At 40.9% G+C, this 17169-nt stretch carries 18 protein-coding genes; 8 read left to right on the top strand and 10 right to left on the bottom strand.

What is annotated here, in order from left to right:
• Window positions 1-4: 4 nt before the first annotated feature.
• Genes mshL through pilM form a run of 5 tightly spaced genes read right to left on the bottom strand, consistent with a single transcriptional unit; the run spans window position 5 to window position 4191 of the window.
• Window positions 5-1660 carry a pilus (MSHA type) biogenesis protein MshL gene (gene mshL / locus ACYVIL_RS04650; RefSeq protein WP_303476904.1) on the bottom strand — a complete coding sequence of 552 codons (1656 nt, stop codon included), beginning with the start codon at window positions 1658-1660 and terminating at the stop codon, window positions 5-7.
• A complete protein-coding gene (locus ACYVIL_RS04645; RefSeq protein WP_460311742.1) occupies window positions 1650-1994 on the bottom strand; it encodes a hypothetical protein in 345 nt (114 codons plus the stop codon). The genes mshL and ACYVIL_RS04645 overlap by 11 nt, the downstream gene beginning before the upstream one ends.
• Complete coding sequence (gspM, locus tag ACYVIL_RS04640; RefSeq protein ID WP_303476899.1) at window positions 1984-2664, bottom strand: type II secretion system protein GspM; 681 nt, start codon at window positions 2662-2664, stop codon at window positions 1984-1986. Before gspM ends, ACYVIL_RS04645 begins: the two co-directional genes overlap by 11 nt.
• The gene (locus tag ACYVIL_RS04635; protein ID WP_460311741.1) at window positions 2661-3266 is read right to left on the bottom strand and encodes a PilN domain-containing protein; all 606 of its coding nucleotides are present in this window, start codon (window positions 3264-3266) and stop codon (window positions 2661-2663) included. Before ACYVIL_RS04635 ends, gspM begins: the two co-directional genes overlap by 4 nt.
• A complete protein-coding gene (gene pilM / locus ACYVIL_RS04630) occupies window positions 3256-4191 on the bottom strand; it encodes a type IV pilus biogenesis protein PilM (protein ID WP_303476894.1) in 936 nt (311 codons plus the stop codon). Before pilM ends, ACYVIL_RS04635 begins: the two co-directional genes overlap by 11 nt.
• A 277-nt stretch (window positions 4192-4468) precedes the next feature.
• Between pilM and ACYVIL_RS04625 the strand changes: the two genes are divergently transcribed.
• Window positions 4469-5467, top strand: coding sequence for an alpha/beta hydrolase (locus ACYVIL_RS04625; RefSeq protein WP_460311740.1), 999 nt, complete (start codon window positions 4469-4471; stop codon window positions 5465-5467).
• Window positions 5468-5528: 61 nt separating this feature from the next.
• Here the strand turns inward: ACYVIL_RS04625 and ACYVIL_RS04620 are convergent, their stop codons facing one another.
• Together ACYVIL_RS04620 and ACYVIL_RS04615 are read right to left on the bottom strand one after the other, a co-directional pair.
• Entirely contained in the window at window positions 5529-6086 is a 558-nt protein-coding gene (locus tag ACYVIL_RS04620) for a hypothetical protein (protein ID WP_303476890.1), read from the bottom strand.
• Complete coding sequence (locus tag ACYVIL_RS04615) at window positions 6086-6298, bottom strand: hypothetical protein (RefSeq protein ID WP_303476888.1); 213 nt, start codon at window positions 6296-6298, stop codon at window positions 6086-6088. Before ACYVIL_RS04615 ends, ACYVIL_RS04620 begins: the two co-directional genes overlap by 1 nt.
• Window positions 6299-6383: 85 nt before the next feature.
• On the opposite strand from ACYVIL_RS04615, the gene ACYVIL_RS04610 reads away from it, so the two are divergent.
• Entirely contained in the window at window positions 6384-7166 is a 783-nt protein-coding gene (locus tag ACYVIL_RS04610) for a hypothetical protein (protein ID WP_303476885.1), read from the top strand.
• Between the two features lie 6 nt (window positions 7167-7172).
• Here the strand turns inward: ACYVIL_RS04610 and ACYVIL_RS04605 are convergent, their stop codons facing one another.
• Window positions 7173-7961, bottom strand: coding sequence for a caspase family protein (locus tag ACYVIL_RS04605; protein ID WP_303476883.1), 789 nt, complete (start codon window positions 7959-7961; stop codon window positions 7173-7175).
• A gap of 449 nt (window positions 7962-8410) precedes the next feature.
• Between ACYVIL_RS04605 and ACYVIL_RS04600 the strand changes: the two genes are divergently transcribed.
• The 4 genes from ACYVIL_RS04600 to rlmF all read left to right on the top strand — a co-directional run bounded on the left by ACYVIL_RS04600 (window position 8411) and on the right by rlmF (window position 12215).
• Complete coding sequence (locus ACYVIL_RS04600) at window positions 8411-9448, top strand: hypothetical protein (RefSeq protein WP_460311739.1); 1038 nt, start codon at window positions 8411-8413, stop codon at window positions 9446-9448.
• Window positions 9445-10527, top strand: coding sequence for a hypothetical protein (locus ACYVIL_RS04595; RefSeq protein WP_460311738.1), 1083 nt, complete (start codon window positions 9445-9447; stop codon window positions 10525-10527). The genes ACYVIL_RS04600 and ACYVIL_RS04595 overlap by 4 nt, the downstream gene beginning before the upstream one ends.
• 2 nt (window positions 10528-10529) lie before the next feature.
• Window positions 10530-10958: a hypothetical protein gene (locus tag ACYVIL_RS04590; RefSeq protein ID WP_303476875.1), complete on the top strand. Its 429-nt coding sequence runs from the start codon at window positions 10530-10532 to the stop codon at window positions 10956-10958.
• A gap of 351 nt (window positions 10959-11309) precedes the next feature.
• Window positions 11310-12215 carry a 23S rRNA (adenine(1618)-N(6))-methyltransferase RlmF gene (gene rlmF / locus ACYVIL_RS04585; RefSeq protein ID WP_460311737.1) on the top strand — a complete coding sequence of 302 codons (906 nt, stop codon included), beginning with the start codon at window positions 11310-11312 and terminating at the stop codon, window positions 12213-12215.
• Window positions 12216-12263: 48 nt separating this feature from the next.
• Here the strand turns inward: rlmF and ACYVIL_RS04580 are convergent, their stop codons facing one another.
• Window positions 12264-12791: a hypothetical protein gene (locus ACYVIL_RS04580; protein WP_460311736.1), complete on the bottom strand. Its 528-nt coding sequence runs from the start codon at window positions 12789-12791 to the stop codon at window positions 12264-12266.
• 574 nt (window positions 12792-13365) lie between these two features.
• Here ACYVIL_RS04580 and zapE point away from each other — a divergent pair.
• The gene (gene zapE / locus ACYVIL_RS04575; RefSeq protein ID WP_460311735.1) at window positions 13366-14553 is read left to right on the top strand and encodes a cell division protein ZapE; all 1188 of its coding nucleotides are present in this window, start codon (window positions 13366-13368) and stop codon (window positions 14551-14553) included.
• Window positions 14554-15033: 480 nt separating this feature from the next.
• Complete coding sequence (locus tag ACYVIL_RS04570) at window positions 15034-15594, top strand: hypothetical protein (protein WP_303476941.1); 561 nt, start codon at window positions 15034-15036, stop codon at window positions 15592-15594.
• Between the two features lie 420 nt (window positions 15595-16014).
• On the opposite strand, the gene ACYVIL_RS04565 is transcribed toward ACYVIL_RS04570, so the two are convergent.
• A complete protein-coding gene (locus ACYVIL_RS04565; protein WP_460311734.1) occupies window positions 16015-17154 on the bottom strand; it encodes a serine hydrolase domain-containing protein in 1140 nt (379 codons plus the stop codon).
• Window positions 17155-17169 lie beyond the last annotated feature (15 nt).

The following is a 17169-nucleotide window of genomic DNA, read 5'->3' as shown; positions in this document are numbered from 1 at the left end:
AGTGTTATTCCACGTATAACCAATCAGCCATTTGATCACGACTTTGCTTCAATTGCTGCTTCCAGGTATTTGCATCAACCACCGTAGGCTTCAGCAAAATGACCAACTCTTTTTTGGTTTCAATATCGTTTTTACTTTTGAAAAGATTTCCTAATAACGGAATATCACCTAATAACGGTGTTTTTGAATCAGTTTCAGACACTATGGATTGCATTAATCCACCAATAACAACTATTTCACCCGAGTTCGCATGAATAACCGTGTCCGATTCACGAATGTTACTTTGGGCAAGAGGCAGCACATAACGTTCTTCATTTAGGGTAATGACTTTTTCTTGTTCATCGGTCTCAATGACGGAAGGATGAATATGCAATAACACGCCGCCTTTATCATCAATTTGGGGTGTCACATCTAATGCGATACCGGAAAAGAATGGTGTAAGCTCAATATTCGGGGTTACAGTAGTGGTTCCCGAGGTAATGGTGTTTTGATTGGAAACTTCGGTCACGAAGTACTCATCATCACCCACTTTAATCACCGCTTTTTGATTATTTGTGGCTGTCACTCTAGGACTCGACAGAACTTGCACATTACCTTGGGTTTCAAGCAAAGTTAAAACGCCAGAAAAGTCTTCATTTAAGAAAGATAAACTGGTGACATTCCCCAGTGCAGCACTGATTTGATTACCAAACGTACCAGCAGTAGTAGACAAACTAACTTGAGTGCTGCTATTACTATTCGCTATTTGATTCCAGTTGATACCTTGCTGATACTCATCGCTTAACGACACCTCAATGATTCGAGCTTCTAACACCACTTGTCGTTTAATAATTTCTTCAGATACTTTCAAATATTCTTTAACACTGCGGATTTCCCCTGGCATCGCACGTACCGTCACCAAACCAGCTTGAGGGGTCACCATTACCATGCGACCTTCTTCTGCCCCAACCATAGACGTTAACGTCTCTTTTAATTCAGTCCAGAAGTCAGTTTCTGTTCGCGTGCTAATATTGGTGCCATTGATGTTATTGCCACTGGAACTACTGCCAAGATTGTTGCCAGTAGAAGAATTACCCGTATAGTTATTAATGCTACTGGTATTAGAGTTTTGATTATTTTCGCTTTGGGTTACACCACCAGACGAGATACTGGTTTGGGTTGTACCATCACGTTGCATCAATAGGTAATTGACAGGAAACGTTTCTGTTCGCATACCAGCAGGAAAGACGCGAAAAATTTGGTCGAATTTCTGAACATCATAACCGTAAAGATCTGATACTAAATCAAACACTTGATCTAAGGACACCTGTTTTAAGCTCAAAGATATAGCGCCTTTAACTTCTGGGTGAACCGCTACGCTGTATGGCGTTCCCTCAACTAAGCCTGCAAAAAAACTGACTGCATCAACAGCTTTAGCGCTAATATCATATTTTTCTTCATCAAAAAGTGGCTCTTCACTTAACGATTGACCAGGTAACAACGCCTGACTTACCGCATCTGGCAGGTCGTTTAGAGGCATGCTTTGTTTACCTTGCATAGACTCAATTTGATATTCCATAGCTTGGTCCATGGACTTTTGAGCGGGCCCGGTTTCTGATGTTGATTGACAGCCAAACATGGTTAGCGACAATCCTAAAAGTACAGTTTGCTTAGAAGTCATTCGATGCATCTTTTTTAATTGAGTATTGATTTAATAACAAATCGGTTTCACGGCCGTCTACAATTAAAACGACTCCGTCTTTATTTATCTTTTTCACTTGGTTTCCTCGCCAGCTTTCCCCCTCAGCAACGGATTCACCGTTTATTACCGCTACTCTACTATTAGCTTTAATAAACACAGCCGTCAATAAAATAGGTGCTGGACCACCTTCGTCTTTGCCGCTTTTAGCAGCAAGCAAGCCAACCCCTTTCGGCTTAGTTGGATCAACAAGCTGTTTAGCACCAAGTGAAAAACAAAGCATGACACCAAGGCATAAAGTGAATTTACGAATCATTGCGAACTCCAATAAATGCGCGACTGGTGCTTAAGGTATAAATTTCAATCTGAACCGAAGCGTCTGGATAATCCTCAACCTTATATTCAAACTTTTTCCAATAAAACTGGTAAGGCAGTGCTTCCACTTTTTGCAGGTACTTTTGTATCTCAAAATAGCCACCTTGCAAGGTTATTTGCACACCATGTTGGTACAAATTTACATCAGTAAGGGCTTGTTCCTCTTCCAGAGTAAGCAGAGGTGTTGGCGCAATTGAATGCATTGCGATTAACTTAAGCTGTTCAAATTGTTCAAATACTTGCTCTAATAGTATAGGCATATGCGAGGCGGGTACTAAGTTTTCCGTCTGTGCTTTGAGTTTGTCATCCGCTTCAGATATTCGCTGTTTGACAGACTGGAGGCGCGCTTTAATCGCTGCATCAGGGTCTTCTTGTAAGGTTTTCTGTAATACGGCAATTTTCCCATCTAATTTGGCGGCTTCATGCTTTTGTCTTTGAATTTCCATTTTTTCTCGATCCCATTTGTCTAAAACAGGTTCGACCAAAGTAACATAACCCCCTATTAAAATAAGGGTCACAACTGCAATAATGGTTAAGGCACGCTCACGGGTGGTCAGGGCCGAAAATTTCGCGAGTATATCAGCGTATTGATTTCCCAAAGACTGACTCATTGCCCTTTCCCCTTCATATCATCAAGTTTAGAACTTAGGATAAATTGCAATTGTTGGTCTTCATTGCGGTACATACGCGCACCAGCAAAGTCGGTATTGATAAAGTAATTTGCTTGGTTGAGTTGTGAAAGCCATTGAGGAAGAGCTTTAGAATCACTGGCAGCACCTTCTAAATAAATATGGCGCTCATAAACCAAAATATTAGTCAGCCACAAATTGGCATTATGATTTTCTGCCAAGTCTATCATTAAGCTTGAGTAGCCTTGACTTCTTTGAGTTTGACGACTGTCCAATTCATCTAAAATAGTGCGCTTCATAACGAGTTCTTGCTGATGTTTTTCCACATCTGCCACAATCGCCACATTTTGAGTCCGAGTGTCTTTTGCTTCGATCAAGGATTTAGACAAGTCCTTTTTTTGTGCAATTTGGAAAAGTAAGGAGTCAGTCTGCTTCTCTGCGTCGCCTAATGAATTGCTCGCCCAAAACCAGGCAATCACAATGCAAATGATGGACAAGGTGGCCAGCACTAAAAGAAAATTCAAATTGAGAAGTATAATTTTTGATTTGAAATCTTCTCTATAAAAATTAATTCTAGTTTTCATTGGCACTTCCGTTTTTCTGCACAAAAGCCGCGCCTAAACTTCCGATGAAACTACTCCGGTAAGCTAAGTCTTCGCTATGGGTAACATCAATATGCATAGCCTCTACAGTCATAAAGGTTAATTGCTGCATCATTTGCGCTAATTTTTCTATGTGTGGAGACTCAATTGCTAACAAAATTTTCTTCACTGGGGCTTGTCTGAGTTGGCTCTCAAAGTAATCCATTGAACGTTGAATTTCGACGCTCAAGTTATCGCCTACTCCCATTTGCAACTCTTCTTCACTGAATGTAGGTAGATTTTCATAGCCACGCAATCGTCTTGAAAAGTACACCTGCCCTTGTTTTACAATGTTAAGGCATATTTCCTGACCCGATTCTTGTACAAGGGTTAGTATTGCATCATCACCAGACTCAACTAAATCGGCCATGATCAGCTCTAGTATACCGATACTTTTCAGCTCTAAACCTGTGTGCTCTATGCCGTTTGTTAACTCCTCAACCTTATCTTTAGGCAGAGCAACAACATTAACTTTATTCTCACCTGCACTTTGCACGGGTAACTCAAAATAGTCGACGACTATGTCATCCTGATTTGGCATGAGGTCTTTAACGCTCCAAACCAGAGCCTGAGCCATTTCACTTTCAGTTACCTGGGGTTTTTCTACTTGCTGAATTTGGTAATTACTGGGACTGAGAACGACATGACAAGGTGTGTTCGTTAAGGACTCTTGGGAAACATAATTGTGCAGATGCTTCTGCCAATCGTGAATGGGGAGCAAATGTTGTTTCACCCATGTGATATTTTGCATTTCATCAGCTAGTACTGAAACCTGAATTGAATCGTCGCCAAATTCAAGCCCTACTGAGTAAAACTTTGAAGATGTTTTTAACCGTTGCTTTAGATACTCGCGCCAACCTGCATGCATAGTTCACGTTTTTATAATTTATTTATTATCAATCTATTACAGCAAACTTTTGGGCAAAGCGCTACAATAATTCAACCTTTTTAAGTTCAACTTTTGGGTAACATTCCCTCCCACTAAGCCAGCAATTTGTATAATCATCCATCTTTTCAATTCTATAATTCAGCATTTTGTCTATTTTAACCGCGAATCACCGGCTTAATCATGCCACTATTGATTAATGAAATATTAATGCCGGAACCTAATGATGAGGTTGAGAAAGTGCTTTTTGAAACAACTAATGAGAAGCGTTTTAACGCTTCTTTTAGGGCAGATTGCAATACTAGCCATGCCGCTATTTGCAACAGAAATTAGTGTTGAATCAATGGAAGTTAAGATAGACGAGCACCCATTACACGTATCTTTTTGGGGTGAGAAAAATGCACTTCAAAAGCCTTGGGTGATTCTTATCTCTGGCCCCATTGATAGCTGGCATTCAGATTCAGCCTGGTTTGCTGCAAGTGCGCCAATTTTAGCCCAACATTACCGGGTAATTGCCATTGACCGCGCCGCGACTGTGGTTAACTTAGCAGACGCACCTGTTGGCTATACTCACTTTGCACTAGATTTAAACTTAACCTTACAGCATTTCAATATACAAAATGCCACTCTAGTGGCATTTGCCAGCAGTAATATCAGCGCGCAAATAGCCTTGCAAGACAATAGGGAAAAACGAGTTTCCAACGTGGTGTTAATCGATCCCGACGTGCTCAGTGAATTTTCAATTGCCCGATACAGCCAAGATGCACTGCCGTTTAAAAACAACTTAGAAAAGTACTTAACGTATATTTCACAACACAAATATTCAGCTAGAGTTAAACAGAAAAACCAAGCAGATTTAGAGAAGCTAACGTCATTATCAACATTAGCGACTACAAACTGGCAGTATGTGACCAAGTTGATGGACAAGCGGTTAGAAATTCATAACCAAAAGAATTTATTTATTGAAGTTGCCAATTACCATCAGGATTTGCAACAAGCAGCTAAACTAGTTTGGCCTCAACACATACCCACAGTGATTATCGACACTCAGTTTGAAGATAGTTACATTGCCCAAACAGACAACCAAGAACAAAAAGCTGGATTAATAAAGTGGCAGAAGGACGGTACTGAGTATTATCAGCGTCTTGTTAGACTTTCCGACCAAAACCGTTACCTGACAACGCCTAGCAAAGCGCATTTATTTCAATTTGAACGCCCTTTTGAACTATTATCAATTATTCAGCAGTTGCGAGAATAACGACACCAGGGGTGCTTATTGAAACCAGCCCCCCATAATCAGAGCCCCTGTGCAGTCTATCTTAGGAATCGCAGATACTCTTTCCATTACCTGCATAGAAATTTAATAAGCGATCAAATTTGTCAGGGTTATTCCACTTCTCTCGAATATTACAAATATATGGATAAAACGTACGAATAAACGCCCTACCATCGGTATCAAAAAATTGTTCTGCAACAGCATCATCACATAAGGTCAGATCTCTACACAGTATAATCTGCTCATAAAAAGTGAAAATTTGATCCAAAGGGCCTGATAACTGGTCGTTTTCAACTTGTCTATTAATAAACTCTTTGTACTGACCAGCAACGTTGTCTGGTTGGATTGATGGATCGGTTAATACCTGATTGATTTCATCGACATGGGCCGTCATGGAGTCGGTAATTTTAAGTCTAGCCTGCATCAACAAACCATCACTATGGTAACGTTCAACAAATGCCATACTTCGGTCCACTCTCACCGCATCTTTGTGCTCTAAATATTGAAATACCCCAAAAATACCGCCAATAACCACAGCCAGTGCAGCAATCCATGTTCCTGCAACTTCAGCAATTTGGAGTTTTAGTTCTTGTGGGTCCATTAAGGTTCGCAGACCGGCAAGTTTTTATTCACCAAACAGGGATCGTACCCTCTTTGTGTTTCGTCACCCGCATCACAGCTTTCTTGTTTTTCACTACGGCATTGCGGCTCTTCAATGGGCTCGTCGGTGGAATTGCACCCGCCAATAAAAAATAAGCACACGACGGTAAAGAGGATAGGAAGGTATGACGTTAAGCGTTTGCTGGTATTCATTTATTTGGCCTATTCTTTGCTATGTATTAACAATACTATTAGTCTTATTTAATTGCACAAAAAAATAACAATTAGAGGGCAAATAATGAACAATCGCTACTCCATAGTATTCGTTCTAACGCTTTTAGCATCGCCTTTAAGCTTTGCAAGCTCTTCTTTACAAGACATTCGATTTGTTACCGGTGCATCATTAGGGTATAGCAACTTTGCATTTTCTGAAAAGCTAGACCATGAAATTAGCTTTCCCAGCATCAATATCCCCCTCGCCATGACCCTTGAAAACTGGCAGTTGTCTGCCAACTTACAAACAACATTAAAAGATGCGGATATATCCGAAGAAGAAGATACAGGTAAAGCCTCTCGTGATGATCTAGACATTACATTAGGCTATCGTTTGAATAAAAATTGGACGTTATTTGGCGGCTATAAATATGGCAATACTAAAATCCAATTTACCCCACGGGATATTGAAGAAGAGGATCAACTCAGTGTTACCGATGAAAGATATAAGCAAAAAGGGCCATTTATTGGTATCAGTTATCACTGGCACTTTGAGAAAGCAGGCAGTCTTAGTTTATCTGTTGCCTTTGCTGATCTGGATGCCACCAATGTGTTTTCAGAAAATACCGATGAAGAAGAAGAGGAAGAGCTAACGGAATTTGATGATTTAACGGGTAACCTAACAGGTGATACAAAAGGGTTTAGCTATAGTTTAAGCTGGACAATGCCGGTTTCCAGCAACTTGTTATTTCAAACCCGCTTTAAAATTAATGATTATCAGCAAGATATAAATTATAACGATATGCAGTTCAATGGTATTGATGAATCGTTCACCTCTTTGCATATTGGACTAGCTTATGTTTTTTAAACCCATTCAAAACACTACTATATTGGGCACTTCCTTGTTTTTCGGTGGGCTGAAATAGACTTCCCCAAGTAACGATGAATGTTCCCACGGAATTTGCCTGTTGCGTGTTTCTTTAGCCACTGCAGACCTGACTTTTTTAAAGATTTCTTCAATTGAGATACTCTCAGAAATATATTTGAGTAAGTGCTTAGTATAAACACCGTTTTCGCTTTTGCCATCTGAGGCTACTCCGCCTGGTTCTGTAGCGAAAGCAATTAACGTAGCTGCAGGGGCTTTAACCGGCGCTAGTCCTTGTGACGAAAAAGCGCTGCCTTCAAATGGATTATTCCGACACGCGTCTAGAATGACAATGTTTTGTAATTTCTTAGTCTTATTCATCAGTTCAAATAAATGTGAAAGATTATATAGTTGACCAACAAACTCTTGCTCGCTTTCAAACTGAATATTGAGGGGAATTAGGTAATTCGCGTGGTTAATTTGGATTGCATGTCCAGCATAATACACAACCGCGAGCTTTTGACTGCCGGGTGCCCGGTCCACCTCATCGTAAAACCTGTTAATTCCCTGCTGCAACGACAGAAAATTAGCATCTGTTAGGGTTGTCACCCGAAACCCAAGTTCAAAAAAAGCGTCAGAAATTGCTTCTGCGTCATTCAGGGTGTTTTGCAAAGGCGCTAATTGATAATTTTGATTGCCAATCACCAACGCAAAACGCTCAGTGTTGACGGCATAGGCGCGACCTAAAACTGAGCAAAAACTTGCAACAGTGAGTAGAAGAAAGACAATCCAGCGCATTGGGCAGCAACCTAGTGAAACCAGATCTCAAGCATACTGCTTTATCATGGAATACTCAAAATTGCTCATGATAACTGTTTAAGGCTATTCATTTATCGGCCAGTTAGAATAAACCAAGGTCTTTTGAAAAGCCCCGCAACTGATTTTTGGTGAGCTAAAAGGTAACAATACCCTGAGCCTCTAGTGGCAAGTTATTGAGCATTAAGTTCGGCACTGAGATTAAAATTCAGATGAGTAGTTATTTAATCAAGTCGCCTTTAGGCAACTTTCTTATGTTGGCTATTGGCAACATAAGCTATTTTGGTCTATATGTTTATGGGTACAGGTGAAAGGTACGGTTTTAGTCGCACTCGTTACGCCAAATATTGTCATGTAGTTTCAAGGGAATTGACAACTAACACTAAATACTCATTCGTTAACGCGAATTGAAATTTTGGAGATACATGATAATGGATAATCGCCCCACCCGAACTATCGGGCAATCTTTTATACTCAAATTAATCGTATTGCTAACCTTGGTTATTTTCGTTTATTTAGTATCACACCTAATAGTAATGCACACTAAATCAGGTGAACAAGGTGCAATATCCTGGAAATATTTTGCCCAGTTATCGAGTACCGGTGAAGTCAATTTCAAAAATTTAGGCGATTTGGATTGGTATATCGGTGCAGAACAAAGCCTAGATACCATTGCCAAAATTCGCGACCGGTCAACCTCCATATTTGAACTCTTCACTAAAACCAAAGCACAAATATTACAGTTAAAACTAAGGGTTAACGATCTAAAAGAAATTACCCCTATCGAAACCCAATTGGATCAAGGGGAATATAACAACGCTTACCTTTTGGTCGCCGAGGTTAGTTCCAAATTGTCAGCTAGTAACTTATTACCAAACACTATTAAAGAGAATTTATTTGCTTTGGCCAGATTAAAGCAACAACAACTGAATGACCTCGAGACGTTGTCACCGCCTAATAAACTCTTCATGTGGACATCTCCGAATTTATCCATGTTAGAAATCCTGTTTTGGGCTGTTTTTGGGGTAATCACAAATTTATTAGTGAACTCGGCAGAATACCTGCGCAAACAAAACTTCAATCCACTCGAGCGCTGGGTCGCCTACACCAAACTGATTTACGGGCCAATTCTCGCGCTAGTTATGGTGATGGCAATAATGTTCGGCTGGTTTGATTTAGGTCCTTATAAAGCAAGGGTTTGGACACTTCCCTTAATAGGTTTCATTTTTGGCTATGCGTCCAGGCGCACTGCGACGCTTTTCGATAAATTAATTGCAAAAGTATTGGGGGAAGCTGAAAAAAGCATCAATGAAGGCCCCCAAAAACTTTATGAAGAACGCACAAAATTAATTAGGGCCTTAAAAAGCGCTGCAGAACCAAAAGGGTTCAGTGAAATAAAAAGTCAGGCAAAAGAACTTGCCAATGGGTTAGTAGAATCTCAATTGGCTAAAAAGGATCCGTCCAAATGAAAATACAACATCTATTTACAGTTTCAATTATTTTATCAACACTGAGTGTTATTAGTGGTTGTGCCAGCCAGGCGGTATTAGATCTTACCGATCAATCAGTCGAAAACCAAAAATTACTGGCTCAGCAACAGAATGTCATTGCCAACGCATTCGATAATCAACTAAAAACTGAAGCAGAGATGGTAAAGTTGGTTGGCGCTGAATTGACAAAACAGTGTGAAATAATAAACCGCAGTACTCAAAAACACGCAGAGGCTTTAATTAGCAACTCCAAGCTCAAAATGAGGGAGTTGTTTTATGAAAAAACATTTATTTTTCAAAACACAGATTATCCCCAAAAATTTAATACCGCTTATGAGCCATTAGCAGCTTCATTTCAAATCTATCAAACGCAATTAAAAGCACTTGAAAATGAACAAACGTTAGCACCTTTGGATGTCGACATTACGCAGAAGATTTTAGTCAAAAAAACCGAAATATTAGCTATCGCCGATCGTCACTCTAAAGATGATTTGGAGTTACGTGATGATTTTTTTGCAGAGATAATTAAATCTAGAACGAGGCTTTTTGATGACATAAATTCAGAATATGCATCGATAAGCTTGCCGGCAAATATAAACTGTGACGGCTTTACTGGCCAAGCACAAGAGATTGCCGCAGAGCTGTTAACATTGCAAGCCAGTTTAGCGGCTCATCATGGTCAATTAGATACATTGAACGACAGTCAATTACAAACCCTGTTAACCCTGCAGAATAACCTTGATAAAACGCCTATTTATAAGCTCATTTTAGCCGGCGCTAGCGACAATCTAAAACTGAAACTAGATACCGCCGCGACAAAAGTTCAAGGTCTTTTAGGGCCATTATCCAGCCAATTCGATCAGTTTTTAACAAAAGTATCAGGTACGGCATTTCAAAGTTTGGGAGGGTTAACCCAAAACTTAGATAGCGTAGAAACGCGCATAACCACAGATATCAACAATAAACTCAGCGACCTACTAGATGAAATTCCCAACAAGGTGAACAACCTAATCAATAAACATGCCGCTCAAAAAACCACAGAGTCAAAAGGAATTTAATAATGAGAACCAGAAGATTAGTCCCCAGTTTTGATGCCCTTCCGCCGGATGTGAAAACCGTTGCAGATAATGCCAGGCAGGAAATGGATGAATGGATTGATGAAAAAGTTGAAGCATTGGCCGATGATATGGGCAAAGAGTTAAGTAAAGGCGTGAAACAACTTCAAACACAGGTTGCAGAAATCGAAAATGAACTGGCCGAAAGCCGTAAAAGTATGGATTCTATTTTGGCGCAATTAACTGGGCTCCAACAGAAAATTGAGTTGGGTGATGGTACCGAAATTAAGAGCGCCATTGCGTTAACCCAGCAAAGTGTTGAAAAAGTGAAAACTGAATTAGCCAATCGAGAGTCGAAATGGAGAGCCATAGGCAATGGTATTGTTGAGCAAGTTTCAGGTGCCGTAGGCAAGGTTGTGCCCTTTAGTTTATAACTGATATTTTTTACTGAAATACTAGGGAATACGCAAGTAAAGTTAGCCGATTGCTATGCCAGCAGGGCCAGCAAAACAAAATTAAAGCTTGGGCATCGGCTAATTTCCACTTCAAATAATATGCGCATTTGATGACTAACCTTAAGGGCACAGTCTAATTCCTGTGATGCAAAAATTCCACAGCCGGCAAGTTGACAATAATTTGCCATCCTAGGCCTAAGCCTAGCCGCGCTCAATCTCATTTCATCTGCAAAAACAACAATCACAGTGCCCCCATGAATATCATGTTAAAATGATTGTTGGCGCTAAATATTGCGAATTGTCACTTAAGTCATGAGTTAACAAACAACAATGCACACAAGAAACCTTCATAAAAACGGCTATGATTTTGCCCAGTTAGTTCAATCCTCTCCAGAGCTCAAAAACTTTGTGGTTAAAAAAGAAGGTAGACGCAGTACCATTGACTTTGCTAACGCCAAAGCAGTAAAAACCCTCAATCAAGCCCTTTTAAAACAATATTACAACCTAAACTACTGGGATATTCCCGATGGCTTTTTGTGCCCTCCTGTACCAGGAAGAGCAGACTACATTCATCATATTGCGGATTTAATCGCTATCCCCAATCACAATCAAAATGATGTAATTGGGCTGGATGTGGGTGTGGGAGCGAACTTGGTTTACCCGATTATTGGTAGCCAAATCTACGGGTGGCAATTTGTTGGAAGTGACATCAACGATACCTCACTGCAATCTGCCAAACGGATTATCAGCAACAATAGTAATCTAAAAACGCACATCAAGGTTCGAAAACAAGCTAATGGTCAGCATATATTTAAGGGCATAATTCAAGGAGGTGATAAATTCACATTTACCATGTGTAATCCGCCTTTTCATGCTAATGCACAAGATGCCCGGGGAGGAAATCTGCGTAAAAACCGGAACCTCGGTCGACATAAACAGAAGAGGCAAAGTGCCGGTCCTCATCGATTACAGGAAGTCAGTAAAACGCACCTTAATTTCGCCGGACAACACAACGAGTTATGGTGTAAAGGCGGCGAATCCGCGTTTATTAGTAAGATGATTGTTGAGAGTCAGCAATTTGCCAAGCAAGTGCAATGGTTCACCTGCTTAGTCTCAAGAAAAGAGCATTTGAACAAGATTTATCAGCAGTTAAAGCAAGCTCAGGCTCACCAGATTGAGACTATTGAAATGTCTCAAGGCAGTAAAGTGAGCCGTTTCGTTGCATGGCAATTTTAAATCCGCAGATTTAGACGTCTTTAAATTAAAGGGAAGCCTGTCCTTGTATTAAAACGTCTCTGCAAACCTCACCGCGGAGTCTTTCATAACCTTTTTAGCTTGTTGTATTTGCTGTCTGTCTTTTGCGTGCACTATCACTGACCATTTATTGTGATGAGTTGCATCTCTTGCCTTATTCACCATTGAATCGTGATCAGGACGCAATGAAACTGCACCCGCAACGAGAAGCCCCATAAAAGTTCCTAGGGTTCCTGTGGCAATAATCAACATTATCGGACTGGAAACAGCAAACTGTGTTCCTGCTATGATTAAAGATGAGGCGACGAGCAGTCCTGTAACCATACCAATTAACCCCAGCATCAAATGAGAAGCGAGAAGCGTTTTACCAACTGCCTGGGTTTCTGGCTCTATTTTACGTTCAAATTGGCGATCTTCCGGTGCGACTATATTGAACTGATCTTCTGAAATCTCAGCTGTATTAATAAGCTTCTCTGCGGCCTGCTTCGCCTTAAATTCGTTTTCATACACAGCGACAATCTTACTAGGATGTTGCTCTTCAATAATATTCGGTTTCATCATCATTCTCCTACTGCATTAACTACGATTTCATCGGGAACTAAACATTTTTGAGTTCCCTGATTCTGTGTTTTTTATGACTTGTGTTACTTAAAGGAGCAAGGTGAATGCCAACCCTCAGAATCCATTTAAAGGATGTTAAGTTTGCGAGCTAAAGGAGAGATAGATCACCCCTGCAACTATTAAAAAGTTTAGAAAGTTATCATCTTTATGGGGTGAGCAGACTGGCTAACTACTTGTATCTCATTAAATTTATCAATTCAGAATAGGCTATAGCAATGTTCAAATGGTGGCTGGAATCAACACTGGCATTTAGAATTTGTAAACTTAGAAAGCAATTACACGTTGTCAGTGGAAGTGGAAGCAGAAAACTGCGAGCAGATAAAAATGTGAAACATTTTCACACTGTGTAATTTTTACCCGAAAAATTCAAAGACGAAAGATAGGATAGTGCTATCTTGCAGCCCTTAAATAACTTAGCGGCTTTAATCTTGAGTTGGTCTATATGATCTTGGATTACGCTGGCAAAAAAAGTAAAGTAACGCCACCTCATACAACCTAGGAATAGATTGCGATGCCTGACGGCACAACACTCAAACTTGCGATGCACTCCCCTCGAAGTCGTTATCAATCGCTTTTGGGCTCAAGCCTGGTAGAAGACCCAGCACAAATTCAAGCAGTAGATGCGCTTCATAATCTATTTGAGCGTTTGCCAACCTATCGAGACAGTCAAGGGCTTAAACCTAAGGGTATCTATCTGTGGGGGGATGTTGGGCGCGGCAAAACTTTTTTAATGGATTTGTTTTACGATTGTCTGCCGTCAGAAGGTAAATTAAGACTTCATTTTCATCGCTTTATGGCTCGCATACATCAGGCTTTGAAAGAACATGAGGGACAACAAGATCCTTTAGTCAAGGTTGCTCAAGACCTTGCTAATGAATATCACATTTTGTGTTTTGATGAATTTTTTGTATCAGACATAGGTGACGCCATGATTTTAGCGGGTTTATTTACCAGCCTATTTGAACTCGGCGTTGTGTTAGTGGCAACCTCTAATATTCCCATCGATCGCTTATATGAAAACGGTTTAGCCCGTCATAAGTTTTTACCCTGCATTGCCCTTCTTCAACAACAAACCCAATCAATTCATCTCGCCGGAGAACAAGATCACCGGTTACGTTCAGTGCCGTCACTCAAGGACATAGCTAACTTTGCATCCAAATCACATAATATCGGCATGAACTCAGATATGAACTTCTCTGCTATTTTTGACCAATTAACAGAGCAAGTATCCAACTCAGAAATAAATCAAACTCATGTCACCATTTGCCATCGACAGATCCCAGTTGTCCGCGCTATAGAGACAGTCACAAATTCTGTCGCCTGGTTCGATTTTCATGCTTTATGTGAAGGGCCTCGCTCGCAACTCGATTACATGGAAATCGCATCACGATTTAATACCGTAATGATCAGCCAGGTCCCTCAATTAGGCGGTAAAGTTCGAGGCTGGATTAAAGCCCGGGGTACCGAAGATGGTATAGGTGACAACCAAGCAGCTAGCACAGGTGAGCGCGTGGTTTCTTATGCTGTAAAAGATGATATGGCACGACGCTTTATAAGTTTAATTGACGAGTTTTACGACCAAGACGTCAAAATATACTTGAGCACAAATGTGCCGCTTACCGAGTTGTATTTAGAAGGCGCATTGAAATTTGAATTTCGCCGAACTTACAGTCGCCTAATGGAAATGAGTCGAGGCTAACCTATAGATCCGCGAGGGACATGTTAAATCCAAGGCTATGAAAGGCTATGAAGACACCCATGCTTAACTCTAATAACTCTAATGAGACACCCATGTTTAACTTTCTATTCATACTCAGCAAAGCGTCAATTTGATGGGAGGGTGCGCACAAACCCACTAATGTGGTAGCGTTAAGCAAAGAGCGCTAATGAGACACCCATGCTAGAGACGCTAAAACTCTAATGAGACACCCATGTTAATCATTATGAAGACAGCCATGCTAATGAGACACCCATGTTTAACTTTCTCCCATGTTTAACTTTCTATTCAAACTCAGCAAAGCGTCAATTTGATGGGAGGGTGCGCACAAACCTACTAATGTGGTAGCGTTAAGCAATAAGTAAATGGACGTTTAATAAAGGAAACACCATGATAAAGCGAATTCTAACTCCCCTAACAATCACCAGCCTACTGCTTGGCAACTCTCTTTGGGTTAGTACAATGGTTAGCGCAAAACAAGTTATTCAACCTGCCCCTTTAGTATCCATAGCCACTCAAGATAGTTTTTTCAACAGTTTAAAAGCACTTTGCGGAAAAGCCTTTTCTGGTAAGGTAACCATCGACAATCAAGGTCCAAGCGCTATGTCGGAGCAACCTTTGGTTATGCACGTAAGGCGCTGTACTGAACAACAATTGCAAATCCCCTTTCACGTAGGCGATGACGCGTCACGCACTTGGATAATCACCAAAACCGGCTCAGGTCTCTCTTTGAAACATGACCATCGCCATGCTGATGGCTCTTATTCAGAATCAACCATGTACGGCGGCCATACTCAAGATGCCGGCTGGCCACAGGCTCAATCCTTCCCTGTTGATCAGTATTCTAAAGAATTGTTCGCAAAAGCGGGCAATCCCCAGTCGAGCACCAATATCTGGCAAATGTATATCTACCCTGAGGTATTTACTTACCGTTTGATCCGCGAGGGAAGAGAGTTCAGGGTGGATTTCGATTTAACTCAAGAAATTGATACGCCGCCCGCGCCATGGGGTTATCAAGACTAGACATTCTCCAACAAATAGATATGGCAAGGTGCATAGGCCGAAGGGGGTATTTCTCAATTCCGGAGCGATTACTGGGTTTAATTTGCCTTGTCGACCAAACTCCTTTGCCGATATTGTGAAGGGGTTGTGCCCGATTGACTGTCCAAATATATGGATTGACTATACTGTGCAAGGAGGCGCGGTGTTTAAGGACACTCATTACCAGAATATTTGGCGTAATAAAGAACTCGACCATGGCGGAATCGTTGATTTGTAATCAACGATTAACTTGAGGAAAAATCATAGTTCGACACTAAAGCGCGCAGACTAGATTGCTGTTTAGCATTTCAAACTATGGTCACCCAATGCATGAACCTCGTAGACGTCGACAGAGAGTAGACTGGAAAGATGCCGGTTGGCATCTTTTCCAAGCTTTGTTTACTAAAACGCCTTTTTCGCTAGTTTCAACACTTTTTTCAGACTAGCAGCCAACTCTTGATTAGAAATATCATTGCACATCCAAGCAATGGCAAGGTCTTTGTCTGGAATTCGGCTAAAAAAGGTATAAGTGCCCAGCCAACCGCCAGAGTGGAAGAATACTAGCTGATCATTTTCTTCACTAACAAATTGCCCGTTCGCATACAAAATACCCTCACGGGCCTCAAACTTGCTATTGGGAGTGTTCATATCCGCGAGCAATTGCTTGGGATCTTTACCCAGTTTCGGGGAATAAAAGTAACTATTCCATATCAACAAATCATCTAAATTGGTGTGTAAACCGCCGTCGCCTACCCAGAATAAGTTTGTCATATCGGTTACATAGGTGCCATCTTCACGTTTTTTGTAACCATAGGCACGGTTTTTCACTATCTCTACAGGGTCATCACTAAAGAAGGTGTTTTTCATACCTAGGGGCTTAAAGATATGCTCATGGGAATAATCTCGAAGGGACTGTCCAGAAACGTTTTCCACTAACATCGACAGTAAAAAATAAGCCAGGTTGCTATAACTAAATTCAGTTTCTGGCTCTAAAGCAAGGGGCACAGTGCTGACAACCTCGAAGAATTCCGCAATAGTCAGATAATCCTCGTTCCCAAGACGAAACAAGCCACCAGCAGCAGACTTCAATTCTATGGACTTTGGATTTTTTTCTTCTTGGTCAAAAGAGCTGATCAGATCATAGTCTCCCATCCCAGAAACGTGTCCCAGCATTCCGTTAATGGTTATTGTGTGTCCGTAATCGGGCAAAGATGGAAGATGTTTACGAATATCGTCGTCTAAGGCTATCTTGCCTTCTTCAGCAAGTAGTAGCACAGCCAAGGCAGTAAATTGTTTAGAAACAGAAGCCATTCGATGCACTTGTGTCCCGTCTAAGGGCGTGTCGAGTTCAAGATTACTCAATCCATAACCTTTTTTATGGATAAAGCTTCCTTTGTGGATAACTCCCAGATTACACCCTGGCGCACCATCTTCGATCGCCCCCTGCATAATGGAATCAATGGCATCATTAAACTCGTTAGCAACAGATGAGCTAGAAAAGCACAGGGAAACGACAATAGTTAAAGGTAAAATAAAGTTCATAGTGCCTTCCTTGGG

This window comes from Aliiglaciecola aliphaticivorans (genome assembly GCF_054782055.1).
The sequence above is the reverse complement of the archived record's forward strand: the minus strand, read 5'-3'. Positions and strand labels throughout refer to the sequence as shown.

Coding starts and splice junctions, on each gene's coding strand:
- mshL (WP_303476904.1), bottom strand. CDS start 1,660: ATGACTTCTAAGCAAACTGTACTTTTAGGATTGTCGCTAACCATGTTT.
- ACYVIL_RS04645 (WP_460311742.1), bottom strand. CDS start 1,994: ATGATTCGTAAATTCACTTTATGCCTTGGTGTCATGCTTTGTTTTTCA.
- gspM (WP_303476899.1), bottom strand. CDS start 2,664: ATGAGTCAGTCTTTGGGAAATCAATACGCTGATATACTCGCGAAATTT.
- ACYVIL_RS04635 (WP_460311741.1), bottom strand. CDS start 3,266: ATGAAAACTAGAATTAATTTTTATAGAGAAGATTTCAAATCAAAAATT.
- pilM (WP_303476894.1), bottom strand. CDS start 4,191: ATGCATGCAGGTTGGCGCGAGTATCTAAAGCAACGGTTAAAAACATCT.
- ACYVIL_RS04625 (WP_460311740.1), top strand. CDS start 4,469: ATGAGAAGCGTTTTAACGCTTCTTTTAGGGCAGATTGCAATACTAGCC.
- ACYVIL_RS04620 (WP_303476890.1), bottom strand. CDS start 6,086: ATGGACCCACAAGAACTAAAACTCCAAATTGCTGAAGTTGCAGGAACA.
- ACYVIL_RS04615 (WP_303476888.1), bottom strand. CDS start 6,298: ATGAATACCAGCAAACGCTTAACGTCATACCTTCCTATCCTCTTTACC.
- ACYVIL_RS04610 (WP_303476885.1), top strand. CDS start 6,384: ATGAACAATCGCTACTCCATAGTATTCGTTCTAACGCTTTTAGCATCG.
- ACYVIL_RS04605 (WP_303476883.1), bottom strand. CDS start 7,961: ATGCGCTGGATTGTCTTTCTTCTACTCACTGTTGCAAGTTTTTGCTCA.
- ACYVIL_RS04600 (WP_460311739.1), top strand. CDS start 8,411: ATGGATAATCGCCCCACCCGAACTATCGGGCAATCTTTTATACTCAAA.
- ACYVIL_RS04595 (WP_460311738.1), top strand. CDS start 9,445: ATGAAAATACAACATCTATTTACAGTTTCAATTATTTTATCAACACTG.
- ACYVIL_RS04590 (WP_303476875.1), top strand. CDS start 10,530: ATGAGAACCAGAAGATTAGTCCCCAGTTTTGATGCCCTTCCGCCGGAT.
- rlmF (WP_460311737.1), top strand. CDS start 11,310: ATGCACACAAGAAACCTTCATAAAAACGGCTATGATTTTGCCCAGTTA.
- ACYVIL_RS04580 (WP_460311736.1), bottom strand. CDS start 12,791: ATGAAACCGAATATTATTGAAGAGCAACATCCTAGTAAGATTGTCGCT.
- zapE (WP_460311735.1), top strand. CDS start 13,366: ATGCCTGACGGCACAACACTCAAACTTGCGATGCACTCCCCTCGAAGT.
- ACYVIL_RS04570 (WP_303476941.1), top strand. CDS start 15,034: ATGGTTAGCGCAAAACAAGTTATTCAACCTGCCCCTTTAGTATCCATA.
- ACYVIL_RS04565 (WP_460311734.1), bottom strand. CDS start 17,154: ATGAACTTTATTTTACCTTTAACTATTGTCGTTTCCCTGTGCTTTTCT.